Consider the following 21,596-nt stretch of genomic DNA (forward strand, 5'->3'; position numbering starts at 1 on the left):
GTCCATCTGTTCAGCCCCCTCGCAGCCCGGCGTCGAGCACCGCGCGCGCGACCGGAGCCGCCACCGAGCCACCGGTCGCGGCCAGCGCGCGATCCCCGCCGTTCTCGACGATCACCGCGATGGCGATCTTCGGGTTCTGGGCGGGCGCGAAGGCGATGTACCACGCGTGCGGCGGGGTGTTCCGTGGGTCGCTGCCGTGCTCGGCGGTGCCGGTCTTGGAGGCGATCTGGTATCCGGACCGCCCGCTGCCGGCGGTGTTGTTCTCCGAGGCGATCATCAGGTTGGTCAGCTGAGACGCTACCTGGGCGCTGACCGCCTGTCCCACCGAGACCGGCTCGGTGCGGGAGAGCTCGCTGAGGTCGGGGCCCTGGGTCTGGTCGATCAGGTACGGCTCCATCCGGACGCCGCCGTTGGCGACGGTGGCGGCGACGACGGCGTTGTCCAGCGGGGTCAGCGCGACATCGCGCTGACCGATGCTGGACTGGCCGAGCGCGGCCGCGTCCGGGATGCTGCCGACGGTGCTCTCCGCCACCGGGATCGGGATGCCGCGGTGCGGGCCGATGCCGAAGGCGGCGGCCTCGTCCTTGAGCCCGGCCGCGCCGACCCGCTGGCTGAGCTCGACGAAGGCGGTGTTGCAGGAGAGCCGGAACGCGTCGAACAGCGAGGCGGTGCCGCCCCCGCCGCAGGTGTTGCCGTTGTAGTTCTCCAGCGTGGTGCTGGTGCCGGGCAGCGTGATCGTCGGAGCGGCGGTGAGCTGGTCCTCCGGCCTGGCGACGTTGGCGGAGAGCGCGGCCGCGGTGGTGATCACCTTGAAGGTGGAGCCGGGCGGGTAGGTCTGCGAGACGGCCCGGTTCAGCATCGGCAGCTCCGGGTCCGAGCTGAGCTCGTCGTAGGCCTGGGTGGTGGCCGCGCCGTCGTGCCCGGAGAGCAGGTTCGGGTCGTAGCTGGGGGTGGACACCATGGTCAGGATCTTGCCGGAGGACGGCTCGATCGCGACCACCGAGCCGGTGTAGCCCTTGCTCGTCAGCTGGTCGTAGGCGACCTGCTGCATGGCCGGGTTCAGGGTGGTCACGACATTGGCGCCGCGCGGGTCGCGGCCGGCGATCATGTCGATCAGCCTGCGCCCGAAGAGCTGGCTGTCCGAGCCGTTGAGCAGCGAGTCCGCGGCGCGCTCCAGCCCGGTGCTGCCGTAGTTCATCGAGTAGAAGCCGGTGACCGGGGCGTAGGCGGCCGGCTCGGTGGGGTAGGTGCGCAGGTACTTGTACCGGTCGTCGGTCGCCACCGAGCTGGCCAGCACCGTGCCGCCCGCGGCGATCTGGCCGCGCTGGCGGGAGTACTCGTCCAGCAGCACGCGCGAGTTGCGCGGGTCGAGGCGGTAGTCGTCGGCCTTGATGACCTGCACGTAGGTCGCGTTCATCAGCAGCGCCACGATCATGACCATCACCGCGACCGCGACGCGGCGTAGGGGGGTGTTCATTCCTGGGGCCTCGCTTCCCGTCGGCGCCCGATCATCTCGGTCTGCGCCTCCGCGAGCGGTGCGGCCGGCTCCCTGCGCGCCACCGGCGCCGGGGCGCGGGCGGCGTCCGAGATCCGGATCAGCAGCGCGAGCAGCGCGTAGTTGGCCAGCAGCGACGAGCCACCGTACGAGACGAACGGGGTGGTGAGGCCGGTCAGCGGGATCAGCTTGGTGACGCCGCCGACCACGACGAAGACCTGCACCGCGATGGTGAAGGCGAGCCCGGCCGCGAGCAGCTTGCCGAAGCTGTCGCGCACCGCGAGCGCGGTGCGCAGTCCGCGCACCACCAGCATCAGGAACAGGATCAGCACGGCGGCCAGCCCGATCAGCCCGAGCTCCTCGCCGATGGTGGTGACGATGAAGTCGGTCTTGGCGAACGGCACCTGCGAGGGGCGGCCGCTGCCGAGCCCGGTGCCAGCCAGCCCGCCGGTGGCGAGGCCGAAGAGCGACTGCGAGATCTGGTAGCCGGTGTTGCTGTAGTCCTCGAACGGGTGCAGCCAGGTGTCCACCCGCACCCGGACGTGGCCGAAGAGCTGGTAGGCGAAGACGAAGCCGACCCCGAGCAGCGAGAAGCCGATGAGCAGCCAGCCCACCCGCTCGGTGGCGATGTAGAGCATCACCAGCACCGTGCTGAAGATCAGCAGCGAGGTGCCGAGATCCTTCTCGAAGACCAGCACGCCGATGCAGACGATCCAGACCACCAGGATCGGCCCGAGGTCGCGGGCGCGCGGGAACTCCATGCCGAGGAAGCGCTTGCCCGCGACGGTGAAGAGGTCGCGCCTGGCGACCAGCACCGAGGCGAAGAAGACGATCAGCAGGATCTTGGCGAACTCGCCCGGCTGCAGGCTGATGCCGGGCAGCCGGATCCAGATCTTGGCGCCGTTGGCCTCGGAGAAGCGCCCCGGCAGCAGCGCCGGGATGGCCAGCGCGACCAGCCCGACCAGCCCGAGGGTGTAGCTGTAGCGGGCGAGCGTGCGGTAATCGCGCAGCACGACGAGCACGCCGACGAAGACGATCATGCCGAGCGCGGTCCAGAGCACCTGCGAATTGGCGTCCGGCGACGGCGTCTCGGAGCCGTTGTAGGCGGCGCTCTGCGCGGCGGCGAGGTCGAGCCGGTGGATGAGCACCAGCCCGAGGCCGTTGAGCAGCGCGGCGATCGGCAGCAGCAGTGGATCGGCGAACGGGGCGAACCGCCGCACCGCGAGGTGCGCGATGCCGAACAGCGCCAGGTAGGCCAGCCCGTACTTGGCGATGTCCCAGGTGAGCGACTGCTCCTGGCTCGCCTCGACCAGGAAGAGCGACGCGGTGGTGATCACCGCGGCGAAGCCGAGCAGGAGCAGCTCCGCGTTCCGCCTGGTGGCGGGCGGGGGTGCGGGCGCGAAGCCGCCGGGCGGGCTGGGGTATCCCCCGGCCTGCGGCGGTGCCGGAGCGGACATCAGTCCGTCACCCGGCAGTTCTCCCCCGCGATCTGGGGGGTGGACGGCTGCGCCTGCTCCGGCTTCGGCGCCGGAGGCTGCCCCTCCCGGTTCTCCGGCTGCGGCTCGCCCGGCTGCGGGGCGGGCGCGGGCTCCGGCGCCGGGGCGCCCGGCTCGGGCGAGGCGGCCGGCTGCGGCGCGGGGGTGCTCGGCTGCGGCGCCGGCGTGCTGGCCTTGACGCAGGCGGGCAGCAACTCGCGCTGCGCCAGCACCTCCATCTGGTCCCTGGCCTTCTCCAGCGAGCCCGGCGGCAGCCCCTTCTCGACCTGGTCGCGGCCGGTCTGCTCCAGGTCGTCGACCTTCAGCGGCAGGCAGCCGGCCGGCTGGTCGGAGCCGGGGACGGCCAGCGTCAGCTGCCCCGTCTTGCTCACGCAGCCGACCAGGTCGACATCGTGCACGGACCAGCCGAGCACGGTGCCAGGCAGCCCGCGCAGGATCACCACCGAGCCGTTGTCGGCCCCGACGTAGTAGTTGCTGCGGATCATCTTGTAGCCGACGATCAGCCCGATCCCGACCGCGAGCACCAGCGCGACGGCGAGCGCGATCCAGCGCAGCTTCTTCGACTTGGCAGGCGGCTCCGGCTCCGGGCTCGCCGCGGTGCGGCGCGGCGAGCTCTGCCTTGGCGGCCGGATGGCGGCGGCCCGGCCCGCCGCGGTGTTCGGCGGTGGCGTGTCGTCGTCCACCCCGGAGGCGGCGCCCGCCACGATCGGGTGGCTCTGGCCGTAGTCGAGGTCGATGACGTCGGCGACGACGACGGTCACGTTGTCCGGCCCGCCGCTGCGCAGCGCCAGCTCGATGAGCCGGTCGGCGCACTCGTCGGTATTGCCCTCGCGCATGGTGTTCGCGATGGTCTCGTCGCTGACCACGTCGGAGAGGCCGTCCGAGCAGAGCAGGTACCGGTCGCCCGCCTTGGCCTCGCGCATGACGAGCGTCGGGTCGATCTCGTTGCCGGTGAGCGCCCGCATGATCAGCGAGCGCTGCGGGTGCGTGTGCGCCTGCTCGGCGGTGATCCGGCCCTCGTCGACCAGCGACTGCACGAAGGTGTCGTCCCTGGTGATCTGGGCCAGTTCGGCGTCGCGGAGCATGTACGCCCTGGAGTCGCCGATGTGCACCATGCCGAGCTTCTTGCCCGCGAAGAGGATCGCGGTCAGCGTGGTGCCCATGCCGTCGAGCTCGGGCTCCTCCTCGACCTGGTCGGCGATCGCGGCGTTGCCCTCGCGGGTGGCATGGTCCAGCTTGCCGAGCAGGTCGGGGCCGGGTTCGTCGTCGTCGAGGTGGGCGAGCGCGGCGATCATCAGCTGCGAGGCGACCTCGCCCGCCGCGTGGCCGCCCATGCCGTCCGCCAGGGCGAGCAGGCGTGCGCCCGCGTAGACGGAGTCCTCGTTGTTGGCCCGGACGAGACCGCGGTCGCTGCGCGCTGCATAGCGGAGAACAAGTGTCACGATCGGAGCTCGATCACTGTTTTGCCGACTCGCACCGGGGTGCCGAGCGGAACACGAACGGGGGTGGTGACTTTCGCACGGTCGAGATACGTGCCGTTGGTGGAGCCGAGATCCTCGACGTACCAGTCCTCACCGCGCGGTGAGATCCGGGCATGCCGGGTGGAGGCGTAGTCGTCGGTGAGTACCAGCGTCGAGTCGTCCGCACGTCCGATCAGCACCGGCTGGGTGCTGAGCGTGATGCGGGTGCCGGCGAGTGAACCATGAGTCACCACAAGGAATTTGGCGCCCTTCTGGCCTCGGCTGAAGGAAGGCAGCACCGTTGACCCGCGTGTGGCCCTGGGCTGTATCCGGATGCCGGATGCCGCGTAGATGTCGCTGCGCAAGGTCCGCAGGATAGCCCACACGAACAGCCACAGCAGCAGCAGGAACCCCGCACGGGTCACTTGCAGAATCAGTCCCTGCACGGCGTTCCACCTCCTGTTCACCGTGTGCGCGCGGACGACGGTGGCGGCTCGAGAGCCCCCACCGGCTTGCTGACCTCACCCGGCTCGAATTCGTCCGACGAGCCGCGCGTGGATTGGCAGCATCATAGGGCCCGAAGCCGGGTTCGAACACGGTACGACGGCGCCTACGGCTGCCGTCGTACCTGTGATCTGGTTGGCGAGCTTACGGGATCAGACGATTCGGATCAGGATCTCGCTGTGTCCGGCCCGGATCACATCGCCGTCCGCGAGTTGCCAGTCCTGCACCGGCGACCCGTTGACCAGCGTCCCGTTGGTGGAACCGAGATCCGAGAGCATCGCGGTCTGGCCGTCCCAGCGAACCTCGATGTGCCTGCGCGAGACGCCGGTGTCCGGCAGCCGGAAGTGCGCGTCCTGGCCGCGGCCGATGATGTTGCTTCCCTCCCGGAGCTGGTAGGTCCGGCCGCTGCCGTCGTCCAGCTGGAGGGTGGCCTGGAAGCCGGAGCCCGCCGCGGGGGCCGCGTAGCCCGGCTGGGCCGCCGGTGCCGCCGCGCCGCCCGCGTAGCCGCCGCGGTCGCCGTAGCCTGCCTGCTGGCCCGCGTAGCCGCCGCGCTCCTCGGCGCCGTAGCCGCCGCCCTGGCCGTAGCCGGGCTGCTCGCCGTAGCCGGGATCGCGGTACTCCTGCTCCTGGCCGTAGCCCGGTGCCGCGCCCGGCGCCTGGCCGTAGCCGGCCGGGGCCGCGGGGGCGGCGCCGTAGCCCGCGCGATCGCCGTAGCCCGCGCCCGCCTGGCCGTAGCCCTGCTCGCCGTAGCCCGCCTGCCCGCCCGCGCCGTACCCGGCCTGGCCGTAGCCCTGCTGCTGCTCCGCGCCGTAGCCACCCGGCTGCTCGGCGGCGTAACCCGGCTCGCCGTACCCGGGCTGGGCCGCGCCGTAGCCCGGCTGCTCGGCGCCGTAGCCTCCGCCCTGCTGGCCGTAGCCGCGCTCGGCGCCGTATCCGGGCGGCTGCCCGCCGTAGCCACCCTGCTGCTGCTGCTCGTAACCCGGCTCGGAGTAGGCCTGCGGCGCACCGCCGGCCGCGCCGTACCCGCCCTGCTGGCCGTAGCCGGGCGGCTGCTCGCCGTAGGCCCGGCCCGCGCCGTACCCGGGCTGCTCGGCGCCGTACCCGGGCTGGCCGTAGCCGTTCTGGTAGTCGCCACCGGCCTGGTAGTCGCCGTAGCCCTCCGGCGCGGCACCGCCGCGGCCGTAGTCGTCGCCGTAGGCGCCGTTCTGCGGCCTGCCGGCGGGCGGCGGAGCGTACCCGCGGTTGCGTGGATCGGACTCCGCGGGCTCACGGCTCGGGTCGTAGCCAGAGTTCTGCGTCATGGGGCCAGCTCCTGGTTGCGGGTTTGCGGGTCGTTGTTGCGCAGCTCCTGGCGACGGAGCGGACGCCCCCGATCGGCCAGGAGCCGGAGCTCCGCGGCCGACGTCGGGATCCACCCGGCCGCTCGCCCTGAACTGTCCGGTGTGCAGCGTAGGGGATGCCTCGAATGCCACGTGTACTTCGCCGTACGTCTGCCACCCCTGATCGCGGATGTAGTCGTGCAGGTGCTTGGCGAAAGCCTTGCTGGTGAGCTCGGGATCTGCGACGAGTTGCTCGTGATCGGAGGCGGCGACGGTGATCACATAACTGTTCGGCGCGAGCAGGTGCCCGCCGCCGACGTCCTGGACCCGATCGGAGGCCTCACGCTGCAGCGCCGCCTCCACTTCCTTGGGGACGACGCTGCCACCGAAGACGCGAGCGGCCGCATCACCGACGGCGCCCTGCAGGCGCCGTTCGAATCGATCGACGATGCCCATCTCAGCCTCCCTCCGGTGTGTGAACTCCTACCGATCCGTAACAACGACACAACTGGTTGGCGTGTCGTGGTTCGAGCACGTTCACTGCATGATATCCACGATCCTCCACCCCTGTAACTCCCGGAAAGCCCAGGAGGTTCCCGGAGTGGTCAAGGACTGGTCACAGCTTGTCAACAGGCGATTTCGGTTTGGCCGACGGTGCGTGCTACGGTCTTCGAGTCGCTCGGGCGAGTGGCGGAATGGCAGACGCGCTGGCTTCAGGTGCCAGTGTCCGTAAGGACGTGGGGGTTCAAGTCCCCCTTCGCCCACAGTATGAGAGCCCGGTCCATCGGACCGGGCTTCTCGCGTTTCCGGGGCTGGTAGTTTCCGGAGCCGCTAATCGACCCCGCGCCGCCCGGCGAGCACGTGGAACGGGATCTGGGTGCCCTCCGGGTTGCTGCGCTGCACCAGGAAGCCGCTCTGCTCCAGCGCGCCCGCCACCTCGTCGGCGGGGCGCAGCCGGAAACCGTGCGTCGTGAAGGGCAGCTTCGCCATCGCCTCCGGGTCGCCGATGCCGACCACCGCGACGCCGCCGGGGCGGATCGTCCTGGCGAGTTCGGCGAAGGCGGCGGGCAGGTCGTCGACGAAGTAGACCGTGTTGACGGTGATCGCGGCGTCGAGCACGCCGTCCCGCAGCGGCAGCGCGGTGAGCGAGCCCTCGGCCACCTGCAGGGTGCCGGAGCGCACCTGCGGCGCGTACCGCTTGCGCGCGCTCGCGATCATGTCCGGGGAGATCTCGACGCCGTGCACGATGCCGCTGGAGCCAACCTTGTCCAGCAGCATGGCCAGCCCGGCCCCGCCGCCGAAGCCGAGGTCGGCGACGGTGGCCCCCGGCGTGATGCCCGCCGCGGCGACGGCGGCCGCCACCGCGGGGCGATTGCCCCGATTCAGCATCCCGGCCACCACCGTGCCGAGGATTCCGTGCGGATTGCCGAGCTGCCCGGCAAGGGTGCCGAGGGCGCGAGCGCGCAGACCTGCCATACCGCCCATGCTAGCGCCGGGCGGCGCGGTGAATTGCGCTCTGCGCGGCTCGAACTCGCCGGGTCAGCGCGCGCCGGGGCCGGTGGCGAGGCCGCGTGCGACCACCCCGACCACGGCCTCGATCGCGGCGTCGCGCTCCATCCAGGTGAAGACCCCGTCCAGGAGCAGCGCGGCGACGCCGTGCACCGAGGCCCAGGCCGCGACCTCGGCGTCGGGGCGGTGCTCCGGCGCGGTGTAACCGGTCTCGACCAGCTCGTCCAGGAGCGTGGACAGCAGTGCGAAGGCGGGCTCGTCGTCGGCCAGCGCGCCGATGTTCGCCGGGGCGCAGAAGGCGGTGCGGAAGAGCCCCGGCTCGCGCAGCGCGAAGGTGATGTAGCCGCGGCCGGCCGCGCGCAGCCGCTCGATCGCGGGGGCACCGGGATCCACGTCGGCGGACATGGCGGTGAAGAGCGTGTGCTGGGCCTGCTGCTGGGCCGCCTGCAGCAGCGCCTCGTGGTTGGCGAAGTGCCGGTACGCCGCCGTCGGCGTCACCCCGGCCTCGCGCGCCGCGGCCCGCACCGTCACCGCGCCCGGGCCGCCGCGCACCGCCAGCGCGCCCGCCGCCTGCACCAGGGCATTGCGGAGGTCGCCGTGGTGGTAGACGCCGACCGGCTTCTTCTTCGTCACCCGCTCGATGTTGACGCCTGTACACATCGTATGGCAAGTTAACGCCCATAAAGTTTATGACTGTGCACATTGAGGGAGCGGGGATGTTCGAGAAACTCGGTGGATTCGTTGTCCGCCACGCGCGGCTGGTGCTGATCGCGGGCGTGCTCGCGCTGATCGGCGGGGGGCTGCTCGGCGCGACCGCCTTCGGCAAGTTGCAATCCGGGGGCCAGACCGATCCCGGCGCCGAGTCGAGCCTGGCCGCGAGCAGGCTCGCCGCGGAGTTCGGGACCGACAGCGACTACATCTTCCTGGTCACCGCGGAACGGGGGATCGACGACCCGGAGGCCGCGGCGGCAGGGCGGGCGCTGGCCGCGCGGCTGGCCGCCGACGACCGGCTGGTGAACGTGGTCTCGTACTGGGACACCGGCTCGCCCGCCATGCGCGCCGCCGACGGCGGCGCCGCGGTGGTGCTGGCCGGGAACGCCGCAACCGACCCGGCCGAGCAGGACCGCGCGGCCGCGCAGATCGTGGCCGCCTACCAGGCCGATGGGCCACCGGTGCGGGTGCTGGTCGGCGGCGGCTCGGCCGTCTTCCACGCGGTCTCCGAGCAGATCGGCTCGGACCTGGCGCTGGCCGAGGCGATCGCGGTGCCGCTCATCCTGATCCTGCTCGTCCTCGCCTACGGCAATGTGGTGGCCGCACTGCTCACCCTCGTCGTCGGCGGGATCGCCATCCTCGGCACCTTCGCCGAGCTGTCGGTGCTCGGCTCGATCACCGACGTCTCGATCTACGCGGTCAATCTCACCACCGGGCTCGGGCTCGGGCTCGCCGTCGACTACGGGCTGCTCATGGTGGCGCGGTTCCGGGAGCACCGGGCGGCGGGCCGGAGCCCGGACGAGGCGGTGATCGGCGCGGTCGCCACCGCGGGGCGCACCATCGCGTTCAGCGCCGCGACGGTGGTGGCCGCGCTGGCCGCGCTGGTGATCTTCCCGCAGTACTTCCTGCGCTCCTTCGCCTACGGCGGCATCGGCGTGGTCGCCATCGCCGCGGTGGCCGGCGTCGTGGTGCTGCCCGCGCTGCTCGTGCTGCTCGGCGAGCGGGCGGACGCCTGGAAGGTGCCCGGCGTGCGCGGCATCCGCGGCGCGGCGGCGCCGTTCTGGCAGCGGGTGGCAGGCTTCGCGCTGCGCCGCCCGGTGCTGGCCGGGCTGCCGGTGCTCGCGCTGCTCCTGCTGGCCGCCGCGCCGCTGCTCGACGTGCGCTTCGGCACCCCGGACGACCGGGTGCTCCCGGTCAGCACCGAGGTGCGGCAGGTCGGCGACGCCATGCGGGCGGACTTCGGCGGCGGCGACCTCAACTCACTCACCGTGGTGACCACCGGCGCGGTCGCCCCCGACGCGCTGGCCGGGTACGCGACGGCGCTCTCCGCGGTGCCCGGCGTGACCCAGGTCGACTCCGCCGCTGGCACCTTCGCGGACGGCGCGCTCCGGGCGAGCTCGCCCGCCGACGCCCGCTTCGCCCGGCCCGATGCCGAGCAGCTGACCGTCCGCACCGAGCTGGACCGGGAGACGCCGCAGGCCCGCGAGCTGGTCGACTTGGTGCGCGCGGTGCCGGGCCCGGCGGGCAGCACCGCGCTGGTCGGCGGCCAGGTGGCCGAGCTGCGGGACAGCCTCGCCGCGATCGGGTCGCGACTGCCGTACGCGGTCGGCTGGATCGTGCTCTCCACCTTCGTGCTGCTCTTCCTCTTCACCGGGAGCGTGGTGCAGCCGCTGCGCGCGCTGCTCTCCAACGCGCTGAGCCTGGCCGCCACGCTCGGACTCATGGTCTGGGTGTTCCAGCAGGGGCACTTCGCCGGGCTGCTCGGCTTCACCCCGGCGCCGCTGGACGTCTCGATGCTGCTGCTGCTCTTCTGCATCACCTTCGGGCTCTCCATGGACTACGAGGTCTTCGTGATCAGCCGGATCAAGGAGCTGCGCGACGGCGGCCTCGGTGACGAGGAGGCCGTGGTCGAGGGGCTGGCCAGGACCGGGCGGCTGGTGACAACGGCCGCGGCGCTGATCTCGATCAGCTTCCTCGCCTTCGTGGTGAGCGACGTGCGCTTCATCCAGTTCTTCGGCCTCGGGGCCGGGCTCGCGATCCTGATCGACGCCACCCTGGTGCGCGGCGTGCTGGTGCCGGTGACCATGCGGCTGCTCGGCCGGGCGGCCTGGTACGCGCCGCAGCCGCTGCGGCGGGTGCACCGCCGCTTCGGCCTGGCGGAGGCGTGACGCCGGGTACCAGAAGCTGATCTTGATTTCTGCCCGCATAACCGGACTTCGGGTCTGTTATGCGGGCAGAATCGCGTGGCTACCGGGGTCTATCCGACCCTGGACTGCTGAATCAGGGGCTCTGACGGGCTGGCGCGACGGTTGCCGCTAACTGCTGGCGATCGTGACGCTGTCCAGCGGGCCCCGAGCTGCACAGGATGTCCACCCCGGCGGCCGTCAATCGTTCGCGTTAACGACGGTTCATATCGTTTCCGCAGGTCGCGGTGTAGGTGAGGCGAAGATCACACCGTGGATTCGGGTTGCGGTATCGGTGCTCGGGAGCCCTCCCGGAGGGGGTTTTCGGGGGTGTTTCACAGCGGGCGAAAACCGCGGTCGTACAAATGCAAGTACATCTGTATGAACCGCCGCGGACGCGGCATGTAGTGAATTGCATCTGGAACCAACCTCAGGTTTTTTTCTGTGCGTCCAACCGGTGGCTATCTCCGTGAACTTCCGGAAAACCCCTGGTGAAACTGGGTGTCATGGAAACATTCCGATTCTTTCGATCGGGGTCCGCAAACGGCCGCGGAGCGCCCCCGGAAGTCGGGGCGCGTGCTCCGCGAGGCTCGGTGGCTGGGGTTGGAAAAGGGGGTTCCGATGGTCGTTCGGCTCGGCCGCGGCGGTGCGGAAACGGGTCGTCCGAAGCGGTTGCCGAGGGGCTGCCGCACCCCTGCTGACCTCGAAGGAGAGGGTTGCGTCCCGATAACGACTGTGTAGAGTTGTCGGTAACGCTGGCCGCAGTTGAGCGGCGACTCGCTGCGGCCAGCGGAACTCAATGGGGGAGTAGGGAATTCATCCCGACAGGAACCTCGGTGCAGGCCGCTTTCCGGCCCCGTGGTAGTCCTCCCCGAACCTCCGCTCCGCACCCCGTTCACCGGTGCGGCTGCTCGGAGTTGGCTGGAGTTGCGGTATTCGGTTCGCGGGATGGTGTCGCGAGGTGTGCCGGATGCTGATTCGGAAACGAGTTCCTCAGCGCGCGAGCGCTTTCTGGTCGGTCTCGGCCGCCGCCCTGCGGCCGGGGCCGAAGACGTAGGCGAGGAAGGCCAGCTCGGCGGCGAGCCCGACCCCGATCCGGATCGGGGTCGGCCAGCCGCTCGGCGTCACGAACCCCTCCAGCAGGCCGGAGACGAGCAGCACGACCACCAGCCCGAGGGCGATCGTCGCGGTGGCCCTTCCCTGCCTGGCGGCGGCCTCGATCCGGCTCAGCCTGCCCGGGTCGATGATCGTCCAGCCCAGCTTGAGCCCGGCGCCGCCCGCCACGAAGACCGCGGTCAGCTCGAGCATGCCGTGCGGCAGGATGAAGCCGAAGAAGGCGTCCAGCCTGCCCGCGTCGGCCATCAGCCCGGCGCTCACCCCCACGTTCACCGCGTTCATCACCAGCACGTAGACCGCGGGCAGGATGAGCGCGCCGGTGAACAGCGCGACCGCGGCCACCAGGGCGTTGTTGGTCCACACCTGGGCCGCGAAGGCGTCGTTCGGATGCTCGGAGTAGTACGACTCGAAGGCGCCGCCCGCCTCGGTGAGATGCGAGGTGTCCGCGGGCAGGCCGAGCGCCGAGCGGGCCGAGCCCGACCCGGCCACCCAGCCGGCCACGCCGGTGGCGACGGCGAGGAAGAGCAGCGTCACCGTGGTCCACCACGGCCACGCGCGGTAGACCGCGGCCGGGAAGCGGTGCGTGAAGAAGCGGCCGACCTGCGACCAGTTGTCCGAGCGGGTGCGCAGCACCCGGACCCGGGCCCTGGTCAGCACCGCGCTCAGCCCGGCGACCAGCTCGGGGTCGGGGCTGTGCTGCTGCAGCCGGGCCAGCTGCTGCGAGGTGAGGCGGTAGCGGGCGAGCAGCTCGTCCACCTCCTGGCCGGTCAGGCCGCGTTTGGTGGCGAGCTCGTCGAGCCGGGCCCAGGACCGGCGATGGGTGTAGCCGTACGCGTCGACGTCCATTCGGTTGCCTCCCACTCCCGCCGGTAGCAAGAATGCTAGGCGACATGGCTGCCTTCACCACGGGCGAAGCGGTCGCGCTCGAACTGCCGATCGCCCGCATCCCCACCCGCGCCACCGCGTTCCTCATCGACGTGGTGCTCCAAATCGTGCTCGCACTCATCGCGGCGGGCGGGCTGCTGGTGCTCGGCACCAGGTACGACATCGACTCCGCCTGGTTCGAGGCGCTCGTCGTCGTGCTGATCGTCGGCGTCCTGATCGGCTACCCGGTGCTCTGGGAGACGCTGACCACCGGCCGCACCCCCGGCAAGTTCGTGGTCGGGCTGCGGGTGGTGCGGGCCGACGGCGGGCCGGTCGACCTGCGGCACACGCTGACCCGCGGGCTGGCCGGGGCCATCGTTGACTTCTGGCTGCTCGGGGTGTTCGGTGCGGTCGCGGTGGTGACCTCGCTCTGCTCGCCGAACGCGCGGCGGGTCGGGGACGTGCTCGCGGGCACGGTCGTCGTGCACGCGCAGCGGCGGTTGCCGCTGCCCGCGCTCGCGGTGCCGCCGCCCTGGTTGGCCGGGTGGGTCGCGCGCACCGACCCGACCGCGCTGCCGGACGATCTGGCGCTCGCGGTGCGCCGCTACCTCACCCGGCTGCCCGATCTCACCCCCGCCGCGGCGCACGAACTCGGGGTCGCGCTGGTGCGCGCGGTCTGCGCGGCGCTCGGCGTCCCCGCGCCGGGGGAGCTGCCGCCGGTGCAGATCCTCGGCGCCGTCGTCGCCGAGCGGCAGCGCAGGGCCCTGCCCGGGCTGCGCGGGCCGGTGCTGGTTCCGGGGGCGGGCAACGGTTTCGGGCCCGCGGTGCCCCAGCCTCTCGCCGCACAGGGCGTGGCGACCGGCGGGCCGTCGCCGTGGAGTGCGCACGCACCGCTGCCGGGCGCCCCCTTCGGCCCGCTGCCGGGCAATGGCTCCGGCCCCGCGCCTGGGCTGCCGCCGAACAGCGATTTCGGTCTGCCGCACCGCAACGGCTGGGGCCCGCAGCCCAGCGGTAGTTCGCCCTCCGAGAGCCAGCGGGGCGGGAACGGCTTTCTCCCGCCGCCGGTGGGCTGAGCCCTACAGCGTCCCGGACTGCTTGAGCTCCAGGTACTCGTCGGCGAGCGCCTCCGGCAGCCGCTCCGGCCCGGCCGCGACGACGGCATAGCCACCGCGCCGCAGCGCCTCGGCGACGACGGCGCGCTCCGCCAGCACCTGCTCGGCGGCGGCCGCCGTATACGGATCGGCGCCGCGCCCGGCGACCGCGGCGGCGATCTCCGGATCGGTCACCGAGACCAGCAGCACCCGGTGCCTGCGGGCGAGCACCGGGAGCACCGGAAGCAGGTTCTCCCGGACGGCGGCGCCGTCCAGCGCGGTGAACAGCACCATCAGGCTGCGCCGCCTGCTGCGCCGGATGGCCGCGCGCACCAGCCCGGCGCAGTCGGTCTCCACCAGCGCGGGGGTGATTCCCGCGGTGGCGTGCAGCAGCCGCTGCTGCAGCTTGTTCCCGGTGACCCCGCGCACCTCGGCGCGCACCTCGCGGTCGAAGGCGAGCAGGTCGACGGTGTCGCCCGCCGCCGCGGCCAGCCCGCCGAGCAGCAGCGCCGCCTCGATGGCCGCGTCCAGCCGCGTCCCATCCCCGACCCGCCCCGCGGCCTGCCGCCCGGTGTCCATGAGCAGCACCACGTGCCGGTTGCGCTCCGGCCGCCAGGTGCGGACGAGCACGTCGGTGGCGCGGGCGGTGGCGCGCCAATCGATGGCGCGCACGTCGTCGCCTGCCACGTACTCCCGGAAGGAGTCGAACTCGGTCCCCTGACCGCGCATGTTCGCGACATTGCGGCCCTCCAGGTGCTGTAGCCGCTTGACCGCCGAGCGCAGCAGCTTCTCCGCGCGGAAGGCGGGCAGTGCCCGCACCCGCGCCGCGGCCTCGTAGCGGAACTGCCTGCCGGCGAGGCCGAGCGGGCCGCGCAGCCGCACCGTGACCGGCCCGGCGGCGCGATCGCCGCGGTAGGTGGGGGTGAGCGTGGTGTGCAGCCGGGTGGTGGTGCCCGCGGGCAGCTCGAGCTGGTGCTCGCGGCCTGCGGCGCGCGCGCTGTCCGGCCAGTCGTCCCAGAGCGTGCCGCGCGCCGCGCGGCCGCCGGTATTGGTGACGACGAGTTCGACGCTCGCCTCCCGGCCGAGCCGGACCGTGGTGATCGGCGCCCGGCGCAGCGTCAGCTCGTCCCGCCGCGGCAGCGCGAGCACGTCGACCAGCACCGCGAAGGCCAGCGCCGCGGTGGCGCCGACGACGCCGATCCAGGAGGGAAGCACCAGCGCGACGAGCAGCCCGAGCACCGCCGCCGCGGCCGCCGTCCGGCCGGTGACGACCATCGGGCTAGACCGGGACCGGGACGGCGTGCAGCAGCGCCGCCATCACCGCCTCGGTGCTCGCACCGTCCAGCTCCGCCTCCGGCTTGAGCTGCAGCCGGTGCCGCAGCACCGCGACGGCGACCACCTTGACGTCGTCCGGGGTGACGAAGCCGCGGCCGTTCAGCCAGGCGAAGGCGCGGGCCGCCGCCATCAGCGCGGTGGCGCCGCGGGTGGAGGCGCCGTGCTGCACGGCGGGCGCGGTCCTGGTGGCCCGGCACAGGTCGACGATGTAGGCGAGCACCTCGGGGGCGAGCGTCACCTGAGCGATCGCGGCGCGGCCGGCGGCCACGTGCGCGGCGCCGGCGACCGGGCGCAACCCGGCGGCGTTCAGGTCGCGCGGGTCGAAACCGCTCGCGTGCCGGTGCAGGATGCGGAACTCGTCGTCCCGGCCGGGCAGGTGGATGTCGACCTTGAAGAGGAAGCGGTCGAGCTGCGCCTCCGGCAGCGGGTAGGTGCCCTCCTGCTCGATCGGGTTCTGCGTGGCGACCACGACGAACGGGTCGGGCAGCGGGCGCGGCGTCCCGTCCACCGACACCTGCCGCTCCTCCATCGACTCCAGCAGCGAGGACTGGGTCTTCGGCGGGGTGCGGTTGATCTCGTCGGCGAGCAGCAGGTTGGTGAAGACCGGGCCCTGCCGGAAGGTGAACTCGGCCGAGTGCGGGTCGTAGATCTGCGACCCGGTGACGTCGCCCGGCATCAGGTCGGGGGTGAACTGCACCCGGGTGTGCGTCAGGTCGAGCGCGGTGGCCAGCGCCCGGACCAGCAGCGTCTTCGCCACGCCCGGCACCCCCTCCAGCAGCACGTGCCCGCGGCAGAGCAGGGCGAGCACCAGGTACATGACGGCGTCGTCGTTGCCGACCACCGCCTTCCCGATCTCGGCGCGCAGCGCGGTGAACGCGGCGTGCGCGTCCGCCGCGGTGGGGGTGTGCGTGGTGTCCGTGCTGGTCATCCGACCTCCGCTTCGATCAGATCAAGGTGGGTGGCGACGTGGTCGATGGTGCGTGCGTCCGGCACCGGGCCGTAGAGCACGCCGTGCAGCAGCGCGGGCTCGACGCGCAGCCGGGTGGCGAGCACCGCGACCACCCGCTCCGGCCCGTCCCCGGGGTGCAGCCCGAGCCGCGGCCGGACCCGGCGCAGGGTGGCGCGGCGCAGCGTGGCCGCGATGTGCTCGTGGTCGCCGGAGCGGCGGTACAGCGCGGCCTGCCCGGCGAGCAGCTCGTTGGCCCGCACCTCGATCGGGCGCGGCTCGCCGACCAGTGCGCCGCGCCGCCGCGCCCGCCACCAGACCAGTACCGCGGCGGCGATGAGCAGTTGCAGCCCGCCGAAGGCGAGCGGGGCGGGGAGGCGGCTGAAGATCGAGTCCGAGCCGGGGCCGAAGCCGGGGAAGTCGATGTCGTCCGGGTAGTCGGGGGGCGGCGGCGGTAGCTCGGGGGGCGGCGGCTGCGGCGGGGTCATGGGGGCGCTGCATGCCTGGAGCAGGGCGTAGAGCAGGAAGCCGGTGGCGATCGCGGCGGCGAGCATGCCCCAGAAGCGCGGGTTGCGCAGCAGCCGCGGCAGTTCCGGGCGGGCGCGGCGACGCTTGCGTCCGGGGCGGCTCTCGACCTCGGGGCGCTCCTCCGGCTCCGGGGCCGGTGGCGGTGCGCCCGCGGAGTAGCGGTCGGCGTACTCGAGCCGGCGGTACTCGTCCTCGGTGGCGTGTCTGCCGCCGTAGACGACCTCGTCGAACGAGCCCGCCGCCGGGTGCAGCGGGGTCGCGGACTCCAGGGGGAGCGTGGTGGAGGCGTCGTCCGCGGTCTCCTGCGCGGTGCGCGAGCGGCGGACCTCGAGAGTGCCGTTCTGCTCCAGGCCGCGCAGGACCGCGCGGAAGCGCTCGCGCAGCGCGGTGTCGTAGTCGCGGCGGGCCGCCGCCGCCTCCGACGCGGCGCGGTGCTCGGCCGCCGGGCCGAGCCGCGGTGTCGCGGGGGTATGGACGCCATGCCCGCTGGGGCCGGCGCCATGCCCGCTGGGGCCGGCGCCATGCCCGCTGGGGTCGGCGGCGTGCCCGCCCGGGCCCGGGCCGTGCCCGCCCGGGCCGGAGTCGTGCCGGCCGGGGCCGGGGCCGGGCTTGCTCAGGTCGGGGCTCACCGGGCGCCGCCGGTGACGACGATGTCGAGCCCCTCGCGGCGGCAGCGCCGGTCGACGTAGCAGACGACCCGCCCCGCGGCGTCGATCAGCTCGCCGATCGCGGCGATCAGCAGCACACCGCCGGTGATCAGCAGGATCACCGCCCAGCGGCGGGTGCCGGTGTAGTCGGAGAGGTAGAGCGGGATGGCGAGCAGCGGCACCGCGAGCACGGTGAGCAGCAGCATCCGGCAGATCCAGAGCCAGGCCAGCGACCAGCTCGCGCGGTCGGCGAGCAGCCGGGAGCGGGCGACGGCGGCTCCGTACGGCAGCCGCTCCCCGAGCAGCAGCGGGATCACCAGGTAGTACCGCGCCCGCAGGTAGGCGAGCCACAGCACGCCCGCCCCTCCGGTCAGCGGCAGCACGATCCCGCCGACCAGCACCCCGACGCCGGTGAACCAGAGCTGGTACCGCAGCAGCCCGCCGAGCCGGGGGCGCAGTGCCGCCAGCGCGGCGACCGGGCCCGGCTTCTCCCCGCGCAGCGTCGCCAGCCCGAGCGCGACGGTGCAGCCCCGGATCAGGAAGCGCAGCAGCAGGATCGCGAGCGCGCTGCCGAGCACGGCTCCCCACGCGATCCCGGCATCCGACCCGCCACTCAGCTCGGAGAACAGCGCCGTCACCCCGAAGACCAGCCCCTCGGCCAGCGCGACCCCGGCGCCGGTGAGCACCGCGAGCGCGACGACGGAGCTCTGGAGCAGCGCGAACGGCTCGTCCAGCTGTTCGCGGAAGCTGAGCGGGCGCACCGGGACCGTCGTGCCGGGGGAGCCCGGTACCGGATCACCTCCCACCCCGACGGCACCGGCCGGGGCAGCGGCAGGTAGCACGCGGCGAGTCTAACCGGACGGACGGGCCAGCCGCGTCGGCTCCGGACGCCCGCGCAGCGTCACCGATTCGCCGAGTTCCCAGTGCGCGGCCTCGGCCGGGTCGGCGGCGCGCACCGTGCTCTCCGAGCTGAGCACGAGCAGCGGCTCACGCTTGGCGAGTTCGCAGAGCCGGGCCGCCTGGTTCACCGCGTCGCCGATCACGGTGAACTCGTAGCGCTGCCGCGCGCCGACATTGCCCGCGACCACCCGCCCGGCCGCGACCCCGACGGCCGCGGTGAAATCGCTCGCGTCGACCAGCCTTTCGCGGATGGCGCGGGCGCAGGCCAGCGCCGACCCCGCCGCGTCGGCGAGCGGCGCCGGGGTACCGAAGACCGCGAGCGCGGCATCGCCCTCGAACTTGTTCAGCAGCCCGCCGTGCCGCTCCACCTCGGCCACCACCACGTCGAAGAAGCGGTTCAGGATGGCGACGATCTCCGGCGCCGGCCTGCTCGCGGCCATGGCGGTGGAGCCGACGATGTCGATGAAGAGCGTGGCGGCGTCGGTCTCCATGCCGCCCAGCACCGGGTCGCGCTCCAGCGCGGCGGCGGCGACGTCGCGGCCGACGTGCCTGCCGAACAGGTCCCTGAGCTGCTCGCGCTCGCGCAGCCCTGCGACCATGCGGTTGAAGCCGCTCTGCAGCTCGCCGAGCTCGGTGCCGTCGTAGACGACGACGGCGGCGTCCAGGCTGCCGTCCTCGACCAGCCGCAGCGCGCGGCGCACGCCGTTGATCGGCGCGACCGTGGCGGAGAGCGTCTGCGCCAGCAGGACAAGGCCGAAGACCAGGGTGGCGCCGCCGAACGAGAGCACACAGACCGCGAGCCGGGCCGCGCTGACGTCGTCCCTGGCCAGCGCCAGGATCGCGACCACCATGGTGCCCGCGACCGGGACGCCGGAGCCGAGCATCCAGACCAGCAGGGTGCGGCCGAAGACGCCGATGCCGCGCCTGCTGCGGGTCGGCGCCGCGTCCAGCACCCGCGCGGTCACCGGCCGCAGCGCGAACTCGATCAGCAGGTAGCTGTTGGCGCACACCACGATCGCGCTGAACGCGATGCCGAGCGAGACCTTGGGGATGAAGCGCGGATCGGCCAGCCCGGCCAGCACGGTGAGCAGCGTGACCCCGCCCAGCCAGAGCGCCGCCTGGTAGAGCACCAGCGTGCGCGGCACCCGGCCTGCGGCGATCTGCTCGGCCTCGGTCGGCACGTGGTCCGGGTCGATGGCCCAGCGCAGCGCGCGCAGCCCGCCGGTGGTGCCCCACCAGACCCCGATCAGAATCGCGACCAGCGCGTAGACCGGGGCCGCGATCACGCTCAGCAGCAGGTCGCCGGTGAAGACCGAGGGGCCGGGCAGCACGAAGCCGATCAGCGCGATGGAGACGACGACGCCGACGAAGTTCGCCAGCACGATGGAGACGGTGAGCAGCCCCTGGATCCGGAGCCGGCGCAGCCCGGCCGGCTCCTCGACCGTGCCGAGCAGCGGCGAACCCCACGGTGCGCCGACCACCGTCGGCGCGGCGGGGGCAGGCTGTACCGCGGCGTCAGTCTCGGGCATATCGGTCACCGAAGGTCATGGACGCAGCCTAGAGACCGGGCCAGCGCCCGGCTCGGGCTTGTCCGCCGGGCGGCGGGAGGGGTCGGTCGATTCACCGGGCCGGCGGAAGGGCGGGCCGCTTCGCGATGGCAACGGCGTCCGGCTCGTAGCGGCCAGGGCCGGCGACTTCCGGCTCGGATCGGTCGGGATGCCGGCCCGGACCGGCCGGGGCGTACGGGGGCGCGACGGTGGCGACCACCGGATGCTCCGGCTCGCCTTCCAGGACCGCCCCGACCACAACGGTGCGGGTGCGCCGGACGGTGAAGGTGATCTCCTCCCGCTCCTCCAGCGCCCGCACCGCGATCCGCAGCGGCTGGGCGGCGGTGCCGATGGCAGCGGCGACGACGCCGGGCACGAACGGCCGGACGAGCCGGACGGCGGTGCCGGAGAACGGCACCGTGCCGAGGACCGGCAGGTGCACGGCGTCCGGGTCGGTGCGCGCGGGCAGGTCGGTGACGCGCACCGGCTCGACCGGCACGGCGGCGGGCAACGCGGGCGTGCCTTCCTGGTCGCCGGGCAGGGCGAGCCCGGTCGCCCGCGGCGCCGGCTCGGTGATCCCGATCTCCAGCCCGCCGATGGCCGCGATCACCCGGGTGCGCTGGCGCTCCCGGTCGATCGCGGTATCCGCGTCGGCGACCAGCTTGACGGCGGTGAGCTCCTGCTCGGCCCGCACCCGCTCGGTCTCGGTGCGGGTCTGCGCGCGCTGGACCGCGATGGCCGCGTCGGCCTCCCGCTCGGCCCGGTCGCGCACCAGGTCGGCGGCGATCCTTCGATCGAAGGTGGTGTCGCCGCGCCAGCGCCGCAGCAGCAGCGGGAGCAGCGCCAGCGCCACGAAGACCAGCAGGCAGAGCAGCCGGGGGAGCAGCGCGGCGCGCTCGTTCATGGCCGACCAGCGGGCGCCGAGCCCGCGATCGGTGGCGGCGGCCGCCGCAGTCGCGCTCAGCTCCCGCTCGGCGCTGCCGACCCGCTGGTCCAGCGCGGGCGCGCGCTGCTCGGCGGTGGCGAGCCGGTTGCGGGCGTCGGTGAGCAACTCGTTGGCGGTCCGCGCCTCCGGCCCGTCACCGGGCACCCCGGTGATCCTGGTGTCCGGGCAGCCGGGGCCGGGGTTGAATTCGCAGCGCGCGGTGACCAGCGCGGTGTCGATATCGGCGCGTGCGGCGGCGACGGCGGCGTCCAGCGCGGTGCGCTCGGCGCGGGCCAGCTCCAGCTCGGCGCGGGCGGCGGTGACCGCGGGCCCGGACTCCGCCGCGGCGAGCGCGCGGTCGTCGAGGGTGCGGTCGACGGCGCCGGCGAAGAGCACCGTCGCGGCGAGTTCGGCGAGGACCACGCCGGTCAGCACCGCGAGCAGCGCGCGCCCGGCCGTGCCGAGCGGGTCCGGCGTCCGCCCCGGGCGCGCGGTGGCGCAGGCGCGCCCGACCAGCGCGGCGAAGGCGGCGGCCGCGGTTCCGGCCGCGACGGCACCGGCGACCGGGAGCGCGGGAACCGAAGCCGCGGCTGTGACCCCGCCCGCGACCAGGGCGAAGCCGAGCACGGCCACACCGGTGGTGACGTAGCCGGAGCGCTCGTGCGGTAGCGCGGGAGCATCGGCAGGCGCACCGCCAAGCCAAGTGAACAGTCCGGTCACGGTCATGGACTCCACATCCTCCGTGTCGGTGGCGGACCGGGGCGTTCACAGAGTGACAGCATCCGGCCGACGCTTCGAGGGGGTGCGCGGCGATGTGGTCGAGTTCACACGGAAGCCCTTGCCCCGCAGGACGACAGGGTGCCGCCGCTGGACCGGACGCCCGGTCTGTGGTGAACCCCACTCGACGAGTTAGCTGAAAGTGTGCCGGGCTCCGCGCCGGAACAAAGATGCCGGACGGTCGTATCACGTCACCCGCTTGTCACATCCCTGTCATATCCGTCTCAGCCAGCACGCGCCCGA

Annotated in this window: 16 protein-coding genes, 1 tRNA gene and 1 pseudogene; 3 read left to right on the plus strand and 15 right to left on the minus strand. The window is 73.2% G+C overall.

What is annotated here, in order from left to right:
• Window positions 1-10: 10 nt before the first annotated feature.
• The 6 genes and pseudogenes from ACFUJ1_RS17295 to ACFUJ1_RS17320 all read right to left on the minus strand — a co-directional run.
• Window positions 11-1,477: a peptidoglycan D,D-transpeptidase FtsI family protein gene (locus tag ACFUJ1_RS17295; RefSeq protein WP_378646665.1), complete on the minus strand. Its 1,467-nt coding sequence runs from the start codon at window positions 1,475-1,477 to the stop codon at window positions 11-13.
• Window positions 1,474-2,952, minus strand: a complete 1,479-nt coding sequence (locus tag ACFUJ1_RS17300; RefSeq protein ID WP_378646667.1) for an FtsW/RodA/SpoVE family cell cycle protein — start codon at window positions 2,950-2,952, stop codon at window positions 1,474-1,476. Before ACFUJ1_RS17300 ends, ACFUJ1_RS17295 begins: the two co-directional genes overlap by 4 nt.
• The gene (locus tag ACFUJ1_RS17305) at window positions 2,952-4,433 is read right to left on the minus strand and encodes a protein phosphatase 2C domain-containing protein (RefSeq protein WP_378646669.1); all 1,482 of its coding nucleotides are present in this window, start codon (window positions 4,431-4,433) and stop codon (window positions 2,952-2,954) included. The genes ACFUJ1_RS17300 and ACFUJ1_RS17305 overlap by 1 nt, the downstream gene beginning before the upstream one ends.
• A complete protein-coding gene (locus ACFUJ1_RS17310) occupies window positions 4,430-4,897 on the minus strand; it encodes an FHA domain-containing protein (protein ID WP_233015391.1) in 468 nt (155 codons plus the stop codon). The genes ACFUJ1_RS17305 and ACFUJ1_RS17310 overlap by 4 nt, the downstream gene beginning before the upstream one ends.
• Window positions 4,898-5,107: 210 nt before the next feature.
• On the minus strand, window positions 5,108-6,256 hold the full coding sequence (locus ACFUJ1_RS17315) for an FHA domain-containing protein (protein WP_378646915.1): 1,149 nt from the start codon (window positions 6,254-6,256) through the stop codon (window positions 5,108-5,110).
• Between the two features lie 183 nt (window positions 6,257-6,439).
• Window positions 6,440-6,730, minus strand: a pseudogene (locus ACFUJ1_RS17320) (DUF3662 domain-containing protein); the annotation flags it as partial.
• A gap of 225 nt (window positions 6,731-6,955) precedes the next feature.
• On the opposite strand from ACFUJ1_RS17320, the gene ACFUJ1_RS17325 reads away from it, so the two are divergent.
• Window positions 6,956-7,038, plus strand: a tRNA-Leu gene (locus ACFUJ1_RS17325).
• 67 nt (window positions 7,039-7,105) lie between these two features.
• Here the strand turns inward: ACFUJ1_RS17325 and ACFUJ1_RS17330 are convergent.
• Entirely contained in the window at window positions 7,106-7,750 is a 645-nt protein-coding gene (locus ACFUJ1_RS17330) for a class I SAM-dependent methyltransferase (protein WP_378646671.1), read from the minus strand.
• Window positions 7,751-7,813: 63 nt separating this feature from the next.
• A complete protein-coding gene (locus tag ACFUJ1_RS17335) occupies window positions 7,814-8,443 on the minus strand; it encodes a TetR/AcrR family transcriptional regulator (protein WP_378646673.1) in 630 nt (209 codons plus the stop codon).
• Between the two features lie 56 nt (window positions 8,444-8,499).
• Here ACFUJ1_RS17335 and ACFUJ1_RS17340 point away from each other — a divergent pair, with 56 nt between their 5' ends.
• Window positions 8,500-10,662 (plus strand): MMPL family transporter, encoded by a 2,163-nt coding sequence (locus ACFUJ1_RS17340; protein WP_378646675.1) that lies wholly within the window; start codon window positions 8,500-8,502, stop codon window positions 10,660-10,662.
• A gap of 1,008 nt (window positions 10,663-11,670) precedes the next feature.
• On the opposite strand, the gene ACFUJ1_RS17345 is transcribed toward ACFUJ1_RS17340, so the two are convergent.
• On the minus strand, window positions 11,671-12,639 hold the full coding sequence (locus tag ACFUJ1_RS17345) for a stage II sporulation protein M (protein WP_378646677.1): 969 nt from the start codon (window positions 12,637-12,639) through the stop codon (window positions 11,671-11,673).
• A 44-nt stretch (window positions 12,640-12,683) separates the two neighbouring features.
• Here ACFUJ1_RS17345 and ACFUJ1_RS17350 point away from each other — a divergent pair, with 44 nt between their 5' ends.
• On the plus strand, window positions 12,684-13,730 hold the full coding sequence (locus ACFUJ1_RS17350) for an RDD family protein (protein WP_378646679.1): 1,047 nt from the start codon (window positions 12,684-12,686) through the stop codon (window positions 13,728-13,730).
• Window positions 13,731-13,733: 3 nt separating this feature from the next.
• Here the strand turns inward: ACFUJ1_RS17350 and ACFUJ1_RS17355 are convergent, their stop codons facing one another.
• The 6 genes from ACFUJ1_RS17355 to ACFUJ1_RS17380 all read right to left on the minus strand — a co-directional run bounded on the left by ACFUJ1_RS17355 (window position 13,734) and on the right by ACFUJ1_RS17380 (window position 21,302).
• Window positions 13,734-15,023: a DUF58 domain-containing protein gene (locus ACFUJ1_RS17355; RefSeq protein WP_378646681.1), complete on the minus strand. Its 1,290-nt coding sequence runs from the start codon at window positions 15,021-15,023 to the stop codon at window positions 13,734-13,736.
• A 4-nt stretch (window positions 15,024-15,027) separates the two neighbouring features.
• Window positions 15,028-16,011, minus strand: coding sequence for an AAA family ATPase (locus ACFUJ1_RS17360; protein WP_378646683.1), 984 nt, complete (start codon window positions 16,009-16,011; stop codon window positions 15,028-15,030).
• Window positions 16,008-17,186 (minus strand): DUF4129 domain-containing protein, encoded by a 1,179-nt coding sequence (locus ACFUJ1_RS17365; RefSeq protein WP_378646685.1) that lies wholly within the window; start codon window positions 17,184-17,186, stop codon window positions 16,008-16,010. Before ACFUJ1_RS17365 ends, ACFUJ1_RS17360 begins: the two co-directional genes overlap by 4 nt.
• Window positions 17,183-18,046, minus strand: a complete 864-nt coding sequence (locus ACFUJ1_RS17370; protein ID WP_378646686.1) for a hypothetical protein — start codon at window positions 18,044-18,046, stop codon at window positions 17,183-17,185. The genes ACFUJ1_RS17365 and ACFUJ1_RS17370 overlap by 4 nt, the downstream gene beginning before the upstream one ends.
• 9 nt (window positions 18,047-18,055) lie before the next feature.
• Window positions 18,056-19,633 (minus strand): adenylate/guanylate cyclase domain-containing protein, encoded by a 1,578-nt coding sequence (locus ACFUJ1_RS17375; protein WP_378646688.1) that lies wholly within the window; start codon window positions 19,631-19,633, stop codon window positions 18,056-18,058.
• Window positions 19,634-19,724: 91 nt separating this feature from the next.
• Complete coding sequence (locus ACFUJ1_RS17380) at window positions 19,725-21,302, minus strand: DUF4407 domain-containing protein (RefSeq protein WP_378646690.1); 1,578 nt, start codon at window positions 21,300-21,302, stop codon at window positions 19,725-19,727.
• Window positions 21,303-21,596: the final 294 nt, after the last annotated feature.

The sequence above is a fragment of the Nocardia sp. NPDC057227 genome, from assembly GCF_042669725.1.
GTDB classification, from domain to species: Bacteria; Actinomycetota; Actinomycetes; order Mycobacteriales; family Mycobacteriaceae; genus Nocardia; species Nocardia asteroides_A.